This window comes from Moraxella sp. TY6 (assembly GCF_048551375.1).
Classification (GTDB): Bacteria; Pseudomonadota; Gammaproteobacteria; order Pseudomonadales; family Moraxellaceae; genus Faucicola.
This window is the reverse complement of the sequence record NZ_JBLYZJ010000001.1, coordinates 125,569-141,537: the sequence shown is the minus strand read 5'-3', so window position 1 is coordinate 141,537 and position 15,969 is coordinate 125,569. Positions and strand designations below refer to the sequence as shown.

At 43.1% G+C, this 15,969-nt stretch carries 12 protein-coding genes; 5 read left to right on the top strand and 7 right to left on the bottom strand.

Going from position 1 to position 15,969, the window contains the following annotated elements; translation table 11 throughout:
• The 3 genes from ACK1U4_RS00675 to ACK1U4_RS00665 all read right to left on the bottom strand — a co-directional run bounded on the left by ACK1U4_RS00675 (window position 1) and on the right by ACK1U4_RS00665 (window position 2,865).
• Window positions 1-531: a methylated-DNA--[protein]-cysteine S-methyltransferase gene (locus tag ACK1U4_RS00675; protein ID WP_419399763.1), complete on the bottom strand. Its 531-nt coding sequence runs from the start codon at window positions 529-531 to the stop codon at window positions 1-3.
• A gap of 341 nt (window positions 532-872) precedes the next feature.
• Complete coding sequence (gene ftsY / locus ACK1U4_RS00670; protein ID WP_419399762.1) at window positions 873-2,021, bottom strand: signal recognition particle-docking protein FtsY; 1,149 nt, start codon at window positions 2,019-2,021, stop codon at window positions 873-875.
• A gap of 31 nt (window positions 2,022-2,052) precedes the next feature.
• On the bottom strand, window positions 2,053-2,865 hold the full coding sequence (locus ACK1U4_RS00665; protein ID WP_419399761.1) for a hypothetical protein: 813 nt from the start codon (window positions 2,863-2,865) through the stop codon (window positions 2,053-2,055).
• A gap of 172 nt (window positions 2,866-3,037) precedes the next feature.
• On the opposite strand from ACK1U4_RS00665, the gene ACK1U4_RS00660 reads away from it, so the two are divergent.
• The gene (locus ACK1U4_RS00660; protein WP_419399760.1) at window positions 3,038-4,537 is read left to right on the top strand and encodes a M16 family metallopeptidase; all 1,500 of its coding nucleotides are present in this window, start codon (window positions 3,038-3,040) and stop codon (window positions 4,535-4,537) included.
• A gap of 167 nt (window positions 4,538-4,704) precedes the next feature.
• Window positions 4,705-6,183 (top strand): M16 family metallopeptidase, encoded by a 1,479-nt coding sequence (locus ACK1U4_RS00655; protein ID WP_419399759.1) that lies wholly within the window; start codon window positions 4,705-4,707, stop codon window positions 6,181-6,183.
• A 1-nt stretch (window position 6,184) separates the two neighbouring features.
• On the opposite strand, the gene ACK1U4_RS00650 is transcribed toward ACK1U4_RS00655, so the two are convergent.
• Both ACK1U4_RS00650 and ACK1U4_RS00645 read right to left on the bottom strand, forming a co-directional pair.
• Complete coding sequence (locus ACK1U4_RS00650) at window positions 6,185-6,808, bottom strand: hypothetical protein (RefSeq protein WP_419399758.1); 624 nt, start codon at window positions 6,806-6,808, stop codon at window positions 6,185-6,187.
• 89 nt (window positions 6,809-6,897) lie between these two features.
• Window positions 6,898-7,755 carry a D-Ala-D-Ala carboxypeptidase family metallohydrolase gene (locus ACK1U4_RS00645; RefSeq protein WP_419399757.1) on the bottom strand — a complete coding sequence of 286 codons (858 nt, stop codon included), beginning with the start codon at window positions 7,753-7,755 and terminating at the stop codon, window positions 6,898-6,900.
• 398 nt (window positions 7,756-8,153) lie between these two features.
• On the opposite strand from ACK1U4_RS00645, the gene rodA reads away from it, so the two are divergent.
• A complete protein-coding gene (gene rodA, locus ACK1U4_RS00640; protein ID WP_419399756.1) occupies window positions 8,154-9,299 on the top strand; it encodes a rod shape-determining protein RodA in 1,146 nt (381 codons plus the stop codon).
• 287 nt (window positions 9,300-9,586) lie between these two features.
• Window positions 9,587-10,168, top strand: a complete 582-nt coding sequence (locus ACK1U4_RS00635) for a septal ring lytic transglycosylase RlpA family protein (protein ID WP_419399755.1) — start codon at window positions 9,587-9,589, stop codon at window positions 10,166-10,168.
• Window positions 10,169-10,333: 165 nt separating this feature from the next.
• Here the strand turns inward: ACK1U4_RS00635 and ACK1U4_RS00630 are convergent, their stop codons facing one another.
• The gene (locus ACK1U4_RS00630; protein ID WP_419399754.1) at window positions 10,334-11,521 is read right to left on the bottom strand and encodes a vWA domain-containing protein; all 1,188 of its coding nucleotides are present in this window, start codon (window positions 11,519-11,521) and stop codon (window positions 10,334-10,336) included.
• Window positions 11,522-11,893: 372 nt separating this feature from the next.
• Here ACK1U4_RS00630 and ACK1U4_RS00625 point away from each other — a divergent pair, with 372 nt between their 5' ends.
• Window positions 11,894-13,759: a SurA N-terminal domain-containing protein gene (locus ACK1U4_RS00625; RefSeq protein ID WP_419399753.1), complete on the top strand. Its 1,866-nt coding sequence runs from the start codon at window positions 11,894-11,896 to the stop codon at window positions 13,757-13,759.
• A gap of 158 nt (window positions 13,760-13,917) precedes the next feature.
• On the opposite strand, the gene ACK1U4_RS00620 is transcribed toward ACK1U4_RS00625, so the two are convergent.
• A complete protein-coding gene (locus tag ACK1U4_RS00620) occupies window positions 13,918-15,843 on the bottom strand; it encodes a TonB-dependent receptor domain-containing protein (protein ID WP_419399752.1) in 1,926 nt (641 codons plus the stop codon).
• Window positions 15,844-15,969 lie beyond the last annotated feature (126 nt).

Here is a 15,969-nt window from a genome sequence, read left to right as displayed (position 1 = left end):
TTATCGTTCCAAATCCAATAAAATCTGCTTAATCCCTACCCCACCTGTATAACCACCCAATCCACCATCACTGGCAATCACTCGATGACATGGCACAATCAATGAAATCGGGTTTTTGCCATTGGCATTGGCAACCGCTCGAAAGGCAGTTGGCTGTCCGATATTGTTGGCAAGTTGGGCGTAGCTGATGGTTGTGCCATACGGGATTTGTAATAATGCTTGCCATACTTTTTGTTGAAAGGGTGTGCCTGTTGATAAATCTAGCGGAATATCAAAGGTTTGGCGTTTACCATCCAAATATTCGTCAAGTTGACTAATAGTTTGGGATAAAACTTCGGCGTTAGGATTGTCGGTGTTTACTGCCAAGTTTACCAAATCCTTTGGCTCAATGTTTTTGGCTTGTTGGGTGAGTTTGGTGAGGATTTTTTCGGTTTTAACCGTAAACCAATCTAACGCCATCAGCTTGCCGTCTTTGGCGACAAGGGTGATGGTTGGTAAAGTATCTGATAATTGATAGGTCGTTGATAACATAAGCTTTATTTTCATAGGATGTAGGTTGGGTTGAGCTTGCGAAACCCAACATTATCTAACCTGAACTCGAGATAAGAAGTATTAGCATTTTCCATATAATCCCCCTAAATCCCCCTTTTTCAAAGGGGGACTTACCTATCGTTTTAGTCTAAGTTATGGGGGTATAGCCCCCTCTTTCGTAAAGAGGGGGTTGGGGGAGATTTAAATGATAGCAACATCAATGATTTATAATTTTTCTTACCTCGAACTCAGGTTATCTACCAAGGCTACCAATAAGTTACGTTGGGTCTCATACTTCGACCCAACCTACAAATGGCATTTTTGCACAAGCTCTAATCGAGTTATTCATCTTTTTCAAACAAAGCTTGAACAAAATCTTCCGCTTTAAACGGACGCAAGTCATCAATTTTTTCACCCACGCCAATAAAGCGAATCGGTACATTGGTATTTTCAGCAATGTTAAACACCACGCCACCTTTAGCAGTACCATCAAGCTTGGTAATGGTCACACCTGTCAACGTCACCGCTTCATTAAAGATTTCCACTTGATTTAACGCATTTTGCCCTGTCCCTGCATCTAGCACAATCATCGCCTCATGCGGTGCAGTTGGGTCGGCTTTTTGCATGACACGGATGACTTTTTTGAGTTCTTCCATCAAGTTGGTTTTATTTTGCAAACGCCCTGCGGTATCGGCAATCAACACATCAATGCCTCGTGCTTTGGCAGATTGCATGGCATCAAAAATGACCGAAGCACTGTCCGAGCCATGCCCTTGAGCGACCACAGGGATATTATTACGTTCGCCCCATACCTGTAGCTGTTCGGTAGCAGCCGCACGGAAGGTATCCCCTGCCGCCAACATCACCGATTTGCCTTCAGCTTGCAGACGTTTGGCAAGTTTGCCGATGGTGGTGGTTTTACCCACGCCATTCACACCCACCATCAAAATCACAAAGGGTGATTTGGTGGTATCAATGACTAACGGAGCGACTTTTGGGGTCAAGATATCGCTGAGTTCCTGTTGTAAGGCTTTATACAGCGAATGCGAATAAATCAAATCGCCACGAGCGGTTTGTTCGGTTAGGTTTTTGATGATACGATTGGTCGCATTCACGCCAATATCCGCAACAAGCAATTGGTCTTCGACCTCTTCAAGCAGTTCGTCATCAATCTCTTTGCCACCAATCAAAATATTGGTCAAGCCTTCGGTGAAGTTTTTACGGCTTTTGGTTAGCCCTTCTTTCATGCGACTGAACCAACCGCCTTTGGGTTCTGGCTCGGTTGTTGGAGTCGATACGGTTTGGCTTGGCTGTGGTTGTTGCGGTTGGGGCTGTGCTATTGGCGTAGGCTGTGGGGCTGGCTCAGTTGAGATAATTGGCACATTTTGCACAGGCATATTGGGAATGGTGGCATCATCAAAATTTGACACTGCATTACCTTGCGGATTAATCACGACTTTATGGGATAAATTGGTGGTATTCATAAACATGCCTATGCGTTTTGGTTAGAATTTTTAATCATTAGTTGCCACTTTGCACAAACGGCTTGGCGGTTACTTCTAATAGTTGGCTAAAGCTTTGCCCAGTGCTGTCTTGGCTATTTTTAATCATCAGTTGTAAATATGCCGAACGGTTGTCACTCAAGGTTTTATCTGCTAAAAAATAACGGTCTTTGTCAGTACGTAACGCACCCATATTAAAATTAAAACCTTGGTCATATCGCCCAAATATGTTGAAGGTCAAGGGTTGTAATTGATACACGCCTTGGGCATTAGGCAATGCCACATCAGCGATGGTCACCAAAATACGAAACTCCGCTGTCCCATCAATATACCGCATATTCACATACGGCTCATCGCTTAATATCACTTTTTCGATCAAAAAAGGTTCGACAAAATATTGCTTGAGTTGAGCCAATGCCTGCTTAGGAAACCGCTCTAACTCATCCATGCTTAATTCGTGTTTATCCAATGACCAACTAATCGCTGGGGGTGTGGCATTAGGGCTGGTTTTTGTGGTGAGCAACCCCATAAAACCATTGTCCAAACTACCCACTAATGCAGATAATAACATGGGTGAAAAACGTGCTTGGTAATGCTCAATGACCTTATACAGCTTTTGGTAGCTTTCGGCAATCTCAGCCAACTGGCGAAAACTATCCAACGACATTTCATACACATCATAACTATAGCTTAAATTACTAATTCGCATATCTTGACGGTCAATTTGCGATAAGCCCAATTCTTGATAAGGTAACACGCCTGCCAATGCCATGCTGAGTGTCAATGGCTCAATGACACCCAATTCCTTGATAAATATATGTAACGTTAGCATATGATATTGTACCCTGTTGATGCTATGGCATGATGGTTGGTGGTCAATTGTTCGTGGTCATTAAAACCGAATATTTTAGAGTTAAATGCGTCCAAATACTAGGATTATTGCGTACTATCCGTTATGATAAGTAAATTTTAGAAAAAATACGACTAAATTTTGAGATTTATCTATGTTACGCTCATTACTTACCCATACCAAACAACCCGCTTTACCCCCCTTAACAACAACACAATTATCCGCCACTCATATCCGCCAAAGCCCCCTTCGCCCACTGATGCTCATCATGGCAATTGGTGTGGGCATGGGCGTAAGTATGGTCACGCTGGCACAGCCCACCATCGTGTCAACAAACTCGACCGCAAAAACCGCCCCATCAAGCCAATCAAAACAAGCTAGCAACCGTCATCAATATACCTTAGATAATGGCTTAAAAGTGATTATCAAGGAAGACCACCGTTCGCCTGTGGTGATTAGTCAAGTTTGGTATAATGTGGGGGCGACTGATGAGCCAACTGAGTCAGGCGGTATCTCGCATTTACTTGAACACATGATGTTTAAAGGCACAAAAAATGTGTCATCGGCAGATTTTGAGCGACTGATTGCCAAATTTGGTGGTAGCAACAACGCCTTTACCAGCCATGATTATACCGCTTATTATGAAATATTCCCTGCCAATCGTTTAGGGCTTGCCCTTGAACTAGAAGCCGACCGTATGCGGAATCTACAGCTCAACCAGTCAGATTTTTTGAGCGAACAGCAAGTCGTCATGGAAGAACGCCGACAACGCACCGATGACAACCCCACCGCACGAGCGTATGAGCAATTTAGTAAAATGCTGTACCCCACCAGTCCAAAAGGTGAATCTGTGATAGGTCCGATGACGGAAATTGCCTCCATCAAATTAGAACAACTCAAAGACTGGTACAACACTTGGTACGCTCCCAACAATGCCACCGTGGTCATCGTGGGGGATGTCAAACCCGAAGAAGCCCTTGCTCAAGTCAAACATTACTTTGGCAAACTATCACCACAACCCCTGCCGACTCGTCCCAGTGTCACTGAGCAAGGCTTTCGAGGTTATCAAGAGCAAACCACCGAACTCCCTGTGCAAGTGCCAAGCGTGCTGATGGCGTACAATTTACCCACCCTCACCACCGCCAAAGACCCCAAAACCGCCTATGGACTGTTACTATTATCCGATGTGCTAGATGGTGGCTTATCCGCTCGCCTTGAAAAACATCTTGTGCGTGATAAACAAATTCTTGCTTCTATTGGCAGTGGCTACAGTGCCTTTGACCGTGGGGATGGGGCATTGATGATTCATGCCACGCCACGTCAAGGCGTGACCCTCGAACAAGCCAAACAAGCGATTTTGGCTGAAATTGAGGCGTTAAAAACTCAGCCGATTTTGCCCAATGAACTACAACGTGCCAAAACCAGTACCATGACAGGATTGGTCTACAGTCAAGATAGTATCAGCGGACAAGCACAAATGATTGGTAGGTTAAACAGTATTGGCTTGGATGACCGCTTGATTTACGATTTGCCAACCGTGCTAGAAAGCATTCATGCCAATGACTTACAACAATTGGCAAAACATTATTTTACCAAAGACAACCTCACCGTACTGAATGTGGTTAATGGTAAAAAAACAACCGCAAATAACTGACATTATGCCAAACCCAATAAATATCTATTGTAGGGGCGTATTGAATACGCCCAGTATGTGAAATCTTAAACAGGGCGTAAGCATTACGCCCCTACAGTTTTGGGTTTAGTATTCGTAAATATAAATGTCAAACCATGTCAAATTTAAAAAATAATTTGGAAAAACCCATGCAAAACCCTACTTTTACCCCACGCCAATTTATTTTACGCCTTGCACTCAGCCTTATGGCGATTAGCATGCTTCCAAATGCTTATGCCGACACTGCCAACAGCCAAGCCGAAACCCACGGTTCAGCAGATATTGACCCCAATGCACCGATTTTGGCATTGGATAAATTGGATAGCCTAAAAAACACCCCACCTCTGACCGTCACCTTGCCAACGATTCAGCATTTTCACACCGACAATGGCACGCCTGTGGCATTTGTACAAGCCAACAACTTACCAATGGTGGATATCAGCCTGTATTTTAATGCAGGGTCGGCACGAGATGAAACTATTAAAAAAGGTGGTTTTGGCATTGCCAGTCTAACCGCAAGCCTACTTGACCAAGGTACACGTCAACTTAGCGAAGACCAAATCGCCGAAATCAGCGAACAACTCGGCATCAGTCTTGGTGCAAATGCCTATAAAGATATGTTTAGCGTCAGTTTGCGTAGTTTAAGTGATGCTAAATACCTCAACCCTGCGGTAACCTTGATGAGCGACATCATCAGCCAACCCACCTTTCCCAAAGCCAATCTCGAACGCACCAAAGCCCAATACCTTGTCGGCTTACAACAAGCCAAAGAAGACCCCGACACCATTGCCAGTCGAGCCTTTGCCAAGGCAATATTTGGCAAGCATCCTTATGCCCACCCTAGCACAGGGACAGAAGCCAGCATTCCACAGATTCAATCAGCGGACTTACAGCGTTTTGCCAAACGATATTTGGTGGCAAAAAACGCCAATATCGCCATCACAGGTGACCTTAGCCTAACCCAAGCCAAAGCCATCGCCAACCAACTCACCGCCCAACTGCCAAAAGGCACGCCAGCCCCTGCCTTGCCAGAGCCAACGCCCCTCAAGACAGCCAAAACCATCCATATTCCATTTGATAGCACCCAAACTTCGGTGGTCATGGGGCAACTGGGGGACAAACGCCAAACAGACGCCACGACTTTACAACGCCAAACCAATTTTGCTTTAGCAAATGAAATTGTTGGTGGCGGTGGTTTTCAAGCACGTTTGATGAGTGAGATTCGTAAAAAACGAGGGCTGACCTATGGTATTTATAGTGGACTGACCCCCATGCAGGCGACAGGGGCATATCGCATTGAATTTTCCACACGCAATGAAAAAGCCGAAGAAGCGATTAAAGCGACACTAGATGTCGTAAAAAGCGTCAAACAGCAAGGCGTCACCCAAACTGAATTGGACTTGACCAAAGACAGTCAAATCAATAGCTTCCCACTGACCTTTGCCAGTAATGCTTCTATTAATAGCACGTTGGGGATGATGGGCTTTTATGGGCTACCAGATAGCTACTTGAGCGATTATGTCAACCGTGTCAAACAGGCAGATTTAAACCAAGTTAATCATGCGTATGCGACCCTTATCGACCCAAATCGCTTTGTGATTGTCACCGTAGGTAAAAAACAACCCTAAACTAATAAACCTCACTAACGGTGGGGTTTTTGGTCACAACCATATCATAATCAAGGTTTTTGGGATTATAGCGTGTCCCATCATAGCTCACACGAATGGTATAACGGTCAAATTTTGGGGCAATATAGTCACCATTGGCAAAGTTAAACCACACAGGTGAAACTAACTGGACTTCAATATCGCCTGTGACTTTGACCCTAAGCGTGTCTTTTTCTTTGAGATAAACAAAATATTCACAACTGGTTTTGTTAAGTTGTTCATTTTCACGGGTGATGGATTGGGTTTTAAATTGAAAATCCAATAATTTAGGGCATAAGTTTGCTTGTTGGGCGGCCGCTCTGGCATAACTGACTTCAAGGCTATCAGCAATTGCTTGGGCATTGCTTTTTGCTCTAGGGGCAGTGGCTTCAGCCAAGGTCACGCCACCTTCGTTCGCATTAACAGCGTTCGGTTGTATATCCAAGCCAGTTTTATTGACTGTCATATTGCTAGCAGGGGGGTTGGCGTGCGACTCACTGGGCTGAATGTCACATCCCACGAGCAAGCTTGTGCTAGCCAACGTCACCGTAGTCGCCAACCACTTTAACATAAGACCTTTATTTAACAATATTGGTTGTTTTGTCATTTTCATCCTAAACCACTGAATGCTTAATCAGAATCAGAACTGGCTATAATATAAACATTTTATCAAAAACACAACTATTAAAACGTTGCCTAAAAACGACAAGGCGATGAGCTACTACTGTGGTTGCCTCCCCATTTGCGGTAGCCTTGTGTGTCAATGTGAATCGAGCCTGTCGCATATAAGCCTAAACCAAAGTTATAGTCTTGCCCTTGACTTTGCCAAAATTGACATAACCCATCAAAGGTGCTGTCAATTGCCCAACGATTGCCGTCATTTTCAGGAATCCAAATGTCAATCGCCCCATTGGTCGTGTGTTTACTCTCGCCTGCCCCACCTGCACATCGGTTTAGACTGGGATTACGATACACCGAGCGAATCACGGTCGAGCGTGGCAAATAGCCTTGTTGTTTGAGGCGTTCGACCAGTTGGAGAGTAGGTACGATGTTTCGCCACAGCTCAACAGGGGGAACTTCATACGGCTCATAGCCACAGTTGACGGCATCTCTGGCACTGACGACCAATTCGTCAATGGGCGGAAGATTATTCACTTGGGTTTCTAAAAAACCTTGGTAGGCTAGGACTTGTGGCTTATGATAGGGCTGATTTTCCAACCAATAATTAAAGGCTGGATTATGGCTGTTAATTTTATTGGTTTTGAGAAATTTGGTTTTGGTGCTAGCGTCATGCGTTGGCGTATATTTTGGTACAACTTGGTAGCCTTGATAGGATTTTTGTTGCGAAACCACCCCACGCACAGTATTTTGAATGGGGTAGCGACTTTGATACACGCTCGACTGGTAAATTGGAAATGCGTTTTTGCTGGGAGCTTTTTTGCTGGTGGTTTGATTGACCGTGGTGGTGGCACAGCCTGCTAACCCTGTGAATAATAGGGCAAGGCTTGCACCGAGTAGCATGGGCTTATTTGTCATATTTTTTGAGAGATACATATCAAGACCTTTTTTTATTATAATAATAATGATAACTGTTTATGCTTTTTCAAGTGAATCGTGGATAAATGGTGCTTTTTATCAAAAAATCATCAATAAATTATCAAGAAAACAGGAAGTTATTCATTGGTTTATCGGCTATTTATGGCGACTTTTTTACCAGTTTAATACGTTTTATACTATCAAATTCACGTTAAGCAAGCTAAACTATGAGGCTTATTTTTGTGTCTTTTTTTTATGTTTATGTCATTTGAGTATAGTGATTAAATGACGATACTAATCCATGACATTTTTCTAGGGTTTACTCAAAATAGGTATGTGTAAGGTGGTTAATGCCTTTCATTCACGCTATTTATCAGCCCTTTGTTCTTCCCTTGTGTGATGATTTTTGATTGATTATGGCAAAACCGATTGGGCAGTACCGTTTTTCTCGCCAAGCACATCATTTTGGCAATGATCGTTTACCAAGTTTTTGGCAACGTGTGCATCTTGACCCTTGGCTGTTAATGTTGTTATTTGTGACAGCATTGTTTGGCTTGGCAATTTTATACAGTGCCTCCGTACAAGATATGGGGATGTTACTCAAGCAAGCCATGAGCTTTAGCATTGCGTTTGTGGTGATGATTGTGATGGCTCAAATTCCCCCAACATTATACCGTGATTTTACGCCATTTTTTTATGTGGGTGGGGTGATGTTGTTGGTGTTGGTTAAGGTGATTGGTGAGGTGCGTTTAGGGGCTCAACGCTGGATTGATATCCCCGGTTTTGGTAGTGTGCAACCCTCTGAATTTATGAAGCTTGGTATGCCAATGCTATGTGCGTGGTTTTTATCCAAGCGAGATTTGCCACCGAGCTTATCGACTGTGTTGATTTGTTTGGCTACCATTGGGCTTCCTGTGTTGTTGATTGCCGAGCAACCCGATTTAGGTACATCTATTTTGGTCGCTTCTAGTGGGCTATTTGTGCTGTTTTTATCTGGGTTACCTTGGTGGATGATTGGCAGTGCCGTTGCATTATTTGTGCCGTTTGTGTTTGTGGCGTGGGAATATTTATTGCATGATTATCAACGCAAACGTGTGATGACGCTACTTGACCCTGAGGCGGATGCTTTGGGGGCTGGCTGGAATATTATGCAATCAAAGACAGCAATTGGTTCTGGCGGTTTGACAGGTAAAGGCTACCTTGAGGGAACGCAGTCGCATTTGCACTTTTTGCCAGAGGGTCATACCGACTTTATTATCGCCGCCTTTTCTGAGGAATTTGGCTTAATCGGCGTGTGCTTATTGATGTTTTTATATGCTTGTGTATTAGCAAGGGCATTGTTTATCGCTTATCGTCATGGTTCGGTGTATGGTCGCCTCTTGGCAGGGGCGATTGCCATGTCATTTTTTGTGTATGTATTTGTCAATGCAGGCATGGTCGCAGGCATTTTACCTGTGGTGGGCGTGCCATTACCCTTTATTAGCTATGGTGGCACAGCATTGATTACCCTAATGGCAGGTTTTGGCTTAATTATGTCGATTAGTTCACATGATACCAAATAAGGCGATAAAATGCTTTGGTTAAAAAATAGCGGTATTTTTATTAAAAAATACCGTTTATTACGTTTTTAATACCTTTTGTCAAGATAATTAATGCTTTTTGGTCAATGAAGGCTTATTGTATATTTATCGTAAATTAACAAGGGTAAACATTGAACAATGTTTATTCACTAACAATTGCTAGGATGTCTACAATTCTAGCGACAATCTGTGCTATATCGTTTTGTTAAACTCATCAATTTATTGAGTATATTCAACAAAACTAATAGCCATTTTATTTAGAGGTGCTTATGTTCAAGCGTCAACGTAATAATGTCGTCTTAACCCTATGCCTAGCCACTGGCGGTAGCATGCTGAGTCTACCCACCAACGCCGCTAGCAATAACTTAGACAACGTGCTTAATGCGTTAGCTCGCCAACAAAGCAGTGCATCTGACTTGGTCAAATCTGCCCGTCAACCGACTTCTTTGGCACTAACCAGCCAATTAGTCAGTCAAAACACCCAAGCTGTCAGTAATGATAAAGATGTGTTACAACGTCTATCGGCTGTTGCATCCAATACGGTTAGTAAATTTAGCCAAACAGGTGTCGCTTCATGGTATGGTCGTCAATTTCATGGCAAAAAAACCGCCAGTGGTGATGTATTTGACCAAAATGGCTTAACCGCTGCCCATCGTTCACTACCAATGAATTGTTATGTTAAAGTAACTAATAAATCCAATGGCAAAAGTGTGGTCGTCAAAGTCAACGACCGAGGTCCATTCTCTAGCAACCGTGTGATGGATTTATCGTACGGTGCTGCCAAACAAATTGGCTTGGTGAATGCTGGCAGTGGCAATGTCATCATTGAGCGTGTGGCAGGCCCGAACTAATCTTTTGACAGGTTTAAACTTGTAGGGGCTTATTGAATTGTAGGGGCTTATTGAATAAGCCCACTCTTTAAATTTTTAGGTCGTAATTATGCCCCTAGTTTTAAACCCCTAGTTTTAAAGGTGCATATAACACATCTTACAATTATTCCCTACACTCCCTATTAATTATCTCGCCAAATACTTAGTCATATCTTCAATACCATGCAAGGTCATCGGATACATTTGCCCTTGCATGATGTCTTTAATTAAGCCAATGGTTTGGGTGTATTGCCAGTAGCCTTGCTGTTCTGGGTTTAGCCATGCCACTTTATCAAAATGTGCTGTCATTCGCTTAAGCCATACCTGTCCTGCTTCATCGTTCATATACTCCACGCTACCGCCACGAGAGAGCAACTCATAAGGCGACATTGACGCATCACCGACAAAAATCACCCGATAGTCACTGGCATATTTATGCAAAATATCCATCGTGGGTATCGCACTGCTGACACGCCTTGCATTGTCCGTCCACACATAGTCGTATAGGCAATTATGAAAATAGAAAAACTCAAGGGTTTTAAATTCATTTTTACTGGCGGTAAATAGCCGTTCACATTCCTCGATATAGCTGTCCATACTACCGCCAATGTCAAATAGCATCAGCACTTTGACACGATTACGCCGTTCTGGGCGAAACTGTACGTCTAGTACGCCTTTTTGGGCGGTTTTTTTGATGGTTAAATCAATGTCAAGCTCATCAGCCGAGCCTGTCCGAGCGAATTTGCGTAACTTACGCAGTGCCATTTGCATGGAACGGGTTTCGAGTTGGTTATCGCTGTCTAGGTCACGGTATTTGCGTTCTTCCCATACTTTGACGGCACTACGTTTACGTGATTCACCGCCCACTCGCACGCCTTCTGGATGGTCGCCATACGCCCCAAATGGTGATGTACCGCCTGTACCGACCCATTTGCTACCGCCTTGATGTCGCTCTTTTTGTTCTTTTAGCCGTTCTTCTAGGGCTTTCATTAGCTCTTCAAGCGAGCCATATTTTTTGAGCAATCGGCGTTGTTCTTCGGTCAGGTTTTTGGGGTCGAGTTTCAGCTCAAGCCATTCTTTGGGGATTTCGCCCAGTTTGTTCATCAACTCGTCAATATCGAGGGTATCGACACCGTCAAAATAATCCGCCATTGCTCGGTCGAATTTATCAAAGTATTTTTCGTCTTTGACCATACATAGGCGGACAAGTTCATAAAATTGCTCACGGTCTGCAAAGACGATTCCGCTATCGAGCAGGGCGTAGAGGTCGAGCAGTTCACGGGTGGAAACTGGCACGCCATAAGTGCGTAAAGTGTAAAATAAATTTAAAAACATTACCAATTTAACCTTAACTTTTCTACTGCAAACTGACGGCTAACTGCCAAAATTTCTGCCTGTTTATTTTTAACAATCATGGATGGCATCATGGTCTAACCCTCTCATCGCCAACGTGTTAGCCCAGTATAACTAAAAATCAACCCAGTTTGCAGAGATTTTTCCTGCTTTACAACAATTTTGCTATATCCCTTTGAGTGATGCCGAAATTTTATTGATGGATGTGCCGATGGATGCCGCTAAGGCAACCCAGCAATAATCACTATCATTATCCCCAAGGTTTAATCCCTTTGTGCATGGATTTTCATGCCATATTAGCCTATAATATCAGGTTATTTGATTGTTGATTTGATACTTTGCAAGTGAGCCACGATGGACGCATTACGAGAATTTTTAAAAGGTTGGGCAGGTAAAGGGCTACTGATTTTATTTTTATTACCCTTAGCCATTACTGGGTTTGAGTCGATTGTGCGTAGTGGTGATGACCCCAATGCAGTCGCCAAAGTCGGTGACTTAAACATTGACGGTTCAATTTTACAAAACACCATTAATGAACGCCGTACTGCCCTACTCGAACAAGTCAAAGGCGATGCCAGTTTGATTGATGACGAAGCCTTACGTAAGCAGTCTTTGCAAAATATGATTGACCGTTATTTGTTGATGTATCAGGGCAAACAGCTTGGCTTCACCGTGTCGGATGCCACCATCACCCAAATGCTGATGAGCGAACAAGCATTTTTGGGAGCAGATGGCAAATTTTCTAATGATGCCTTTGCCAATTTTCTCAAAGGCAGAGGTATGACCAAAGACCAATTGTTTGACTCATTACGTCAAGATTTGGCGGTGCAAGCGTTTAGCCGTAGCATCATCAATACAGGGCTGTTTTCTGAAGCAGGTATCGAAAAACTTATCAATGCCCAAAATGAATCTCGTCCAGTTTGGCTGTACCGTTTTGATTGGCAACAATTCGCCCCTCAAGTGCAAGTCAGTGATAGTGAAATCAATCAATATTACCAAAAAAATCAAGCTGACCTAAAAAGTGCTGAAATGGTTGATGTCAACTATATGCAGTTAGATAAAAATCAACTGCCCGTGACCGCCCCAACCGAGCAGGAAATCGCCCAACAATACCAAATGTATCTTAAAAATCAAGGCTCACAAACCGAATACGAAGTTGCCATGATTTTGATGAGCGACCCCAAAGCCCAAGCGACCTTAACAGGGCTAAAACAACAGTTGGATAATAATCAAGCAGATTTTGGCACCCTTGCCAAACAATACTCACAAGATGAAGTCAGCAAAAATGAGGGCGGTAATATTGGACCTATCAGTGAAGGTATGTTCCCAGAACATTATCAGCAGATTTTAACGGCGGTCAAAGCCCTTAAAGTCGGACAGGTCACTGCCCCTATCAAAACCAATTTTGGCTATCATTTGTTTAAATTGGTCAAAATCAATGGTCAAACACCGCCTAGCCTAGACAGTGTCAAACCAACTTTAATTGAGCAACTGACCACCCAAAAACGTGAAGCCCTATACCAAGACACCATCACCAAAATCAACAATGATGCGGTGGCTGGGGCAAATTTGGGTGAATTGGCAAACCGTTATAAACTAACCGCTCAATCACTAAAAAATTATCCAAAAGTCGATAATACCACCGTTCTCAATCAACCTGCGATTATTACCAAAGCGTTCGACCCATTGGGGGTACAAGAAGGCAGTATGTCGGTGGGAATCGAGTTGGCAAATAAAGTGGTGTGGCTACAATCCACCAACCATCGTGCGGTCAAAAACCTAACTCAAGCTGAAGCTGTACCTGTAATCAAAGCCAAATTGACCCAACAAAAAGCCCAAGCTTTGGCATTGGCTCAAGCCCAAGCCCTCGCCAGCAAAATTCAGCAAGCCAATAGCGTGGATAATGTGGGCGTACCCCTACAAAGCCTAGGTATGGTCAATCGCCAACACCCTGCCCTACTCACCGAAGAACGTGGTAGTGCCTTTAGCCTACCTGCTAACAATGGTAAACTTGCTGTCACGACAGCGACCACCACTCAAGGGGCAAGCGTACTGGTCGGCGGTGCAATCACTGCCACCAATCCCATCAGTGCTGAGGAAAAACAAAGCACGGCGAAAGTCATCCGTGATGCGATGGGTCAATCACAATTTGAGGATTATTTGGCATATTTGCGTTCAGTAATTGAAGTCAAAATCAAACCACAAACGCCTACCAATTAAACGCTCATTGATAAATAAGACCCAGCCTGTATGGGCGTATTGCATACGCCCTGTTTGTAAAAATCAAAAACAAAACTAACGTATTTTCATAGCGTTTCAGTTGTAAGGCTTAAAAAAGGGGCGTAATAGTTACGCCCCTTATCTATCCAATCTACCGATTAAAACCATTTATAAGTCGCTGATACAAAGGCATTTACACCTTTTTGGTTATAACCATATACGGTTTCGTAGTTTTCGCCTGTCAAATTATTTAAACGAGCATTGATTGTTAAATTTTGGTTAATATAATAATTACTTGATATATTCAATAAAGTATAGCCATCAAGTTGATTGGTATTGCTCGCATCTCGATAACGCTCGCCTATGTGTTGCACTTCACCACGAATATCAAATTGTGGCTGACGATATCCGACATACACTAGCCCTTGATGTTTAGGCTGATAAACCAATGCTTTGTTGGTCGTTTGATTGGTGACATCGCTATAATCATAGCTTAAACCAAACAATTTATTAGCCACCGTCCAATCACTGCTTAGGTTGACCCCTTTAATTTTGACTTTTTCAACATTTTGCATTTGACCTTGATAAGTCTGAGGATTGGTGGTGACCCAAGTCAGCTTGTCTTTAACGTCTGACGTATAACCTGTCAAACGTGTTTTTTGTAAATTCGTGCGATTTTCGACAAATACTTCGGTGTTTTGGCTAGTTTCAGCTTTTAGATTTGGGTTTTCTGAGCCTTTCCAATACAAATCATTGAAAGTTGGGGCTCTAAACCCTGTCGCATAGGATGCTCCAACACGAGTATGCGGTAGAATACGGTATGCACCGCCAACATTATAGGTGGTTTCATTGCCAAATTGAGAGTTATCATCATTTCTGACATTGATTTGGGCATCATACTTGTCTTGTGTCAGTTGATAGCCTGTAAAGACGCTTTTTATGGTACGGTCTTTTTTATCATAATTACTGGTTTCAACTTGTTGTTTTAGTTGCTCATAGCCTGCCATCAACTGCCCCACAGGCAAGCGGTAGCCTAACTGCAAGCTGGCTTGATCTTGTGTGGTGTCAAAGACATCATCCAAGCGTCCTGTTTCCCAATCTGCACCATCATAAGTGGTTGATTTGTCAAAGCTTTGACCGTATTTGAATTGGGCTGATAATGCCTGTTTTTGATAATTCAAAAAGCCTGTAACCGCCCCATTTTTTTGATTGGCATAAGCATTGATGACATTTTCACCACTGTCCATATCTGAGGTTGATTGATTATAAATTCCCGTCAAACCCACTTCAGTGCCTTGATTTAGCTGATATTTAGCCACCAAACTGGCATTTTTTGATTCAAAACCATCTTTATCTGGATAATAGCTGTAGGTATTATGGCTATTCGTGGCATTAATCCCTTCCGTTTTTTCGTAGCCACCCGATAGACTCAGCGTAGATTTTGGTGTGACGAGTTGCCCTGTGACCTGCCCTTTATAACTGTCTTGCGTGCCTGCCCCTACGGTCACTGCAACGTTTGATTGGTCAGCATTTTGCCCTTTGGTAAAAATCTGAACCACACCACCCATCGCATCTGCTCCGTATAAACTTGAGCCTGATGCCCCATACAATACTTCAATACGGTCAATTTGGTCAGCAGGAATCAATGATAATGGTGCAATGCCTGTGGTCGCTGAACTATATCGCACACCATCAATTAGCACCAACACCGCATTACTACCATAACCACGGATTTTGATACCATTTGATGAACCATCACCACCATTTTGGGTAATATATACACCACTTTGCTGACGCAATACATCCAGCACGCTTTGACCGTGATAACGTTGCAAATCCGTTTCATCAATCACCGTAGTCTGAGCAATGATGTTTTTGACGAGGGTTGGGGTACGGGTTGCGGTAACGGTCAAGTCAGGTAAGTTAGTAACAGGCGTGTTAAAATCTTGGGCGGATACATTGGTATTGGTAGGTGGATTGGTATTGGCGGAAGCTGTGCCAACCACACTCACTAAACCTAGCGTTAAGGCATTTAATTTAAATAGGTTTTTGGTAAAAGATGAAGAAGACTTGGTGATTTGCATAAAAATCCTACGAACATTGGTGAAAATACAACATACAAAAAACCAACATTTTAAAAAATTTTATACACATTGCCTAGCATTATCTTGGACATAATACTGGTATTTGCTCATGGTAATATGAAATAT

Excerpts from the sequence above, each read along its gene's own strand:
- ACK1U4_RS00660 (WP_419399760.1), top strand. The coding sequence starts at position 3,038 with ATGTTACGCTCATTACTTACCCATACCAAACAACCCGCTTTACCCCCC.
- rodA (WP_419399756.1), top strand. The coding sequence starts at position 8,154 with ATGGCAAAACCGATTGGGCAGTACCGTTTTTCTCGCCAAGCACATCAT.
- ACK1U4_RS00655 (WP_419399759.1), top strand. The coding sequence starts at position 4,705 with ATGCAAAACCCTACTTTTACCCCACGCCAATTTATTTTACGCCTTGCA.
- ACK1U4_RS00620 (WP_419399752.1), bottom strand. The coding sequence starts at position 15,843 with ATGCAAATCACCAAGTCTTCTTCATCTTTTACCAAAAACCTATTTAAA.
- ftsY (WP_419399762.1), bottom strand. The coding sequence starts at position 2,021 with ATGTTTATGAATACCACCAATTTATCCCATAAAGTCGTGATTAATCCG.
- ACK1U4_RS00625 (WP_419399753.1), top strand. The coding sequence starts at position 11,894 with ATGGACGCATTACGAGAATTTTTAAAAGGTTGGGCAGGTAAAGGGCTA.
- ACK1U4_RS00635 (WP_419399755.1), top strand. The coding sequence starts at position 9,587 with ATGTTCAAGCGTCAACGTAATAATGTCGTCTTAACCCTATGCCTAGCC.
- ACK1U4_RS00645 (WP_419399757.1), bottom strand. The coding sequence starts at position 7,755 with ATGTATCTCTCAAAAAATATGACAAATAAGCCCATGCTACTCGGTGCA.
- ACK1U4_RS00630 (WP_419399754.1), bottom strand. The coding sequence starts at position 11,521 with ATGTTTTTAAATTTATTTTACACTTTACGCACTTATGGCGTGCCAGTT.
- ACK1U4_RS00665 (WP_419399761.1), bottom strand. The coding sequence starts at position 2,865 with ATGCTAACGTTACATATATTTATCAAGGAATTGGGTGTCATTGAGCCA.
- ACK1U4_RS00675 (WP_419399763.1), bottom strand. The coding sequence starts at position 531 with ATGTTATCAACGACCTATCAATTATCAGATACTTTACCAACCATCACC.
- ACK1U4_RS00650 (WP_419399758.1), bottom strand. The coding sequence starts at position 6,808 with ATGACAAAACAACCAATATTGTTAAATAAAGGTCTTATGTTAAAGTGG.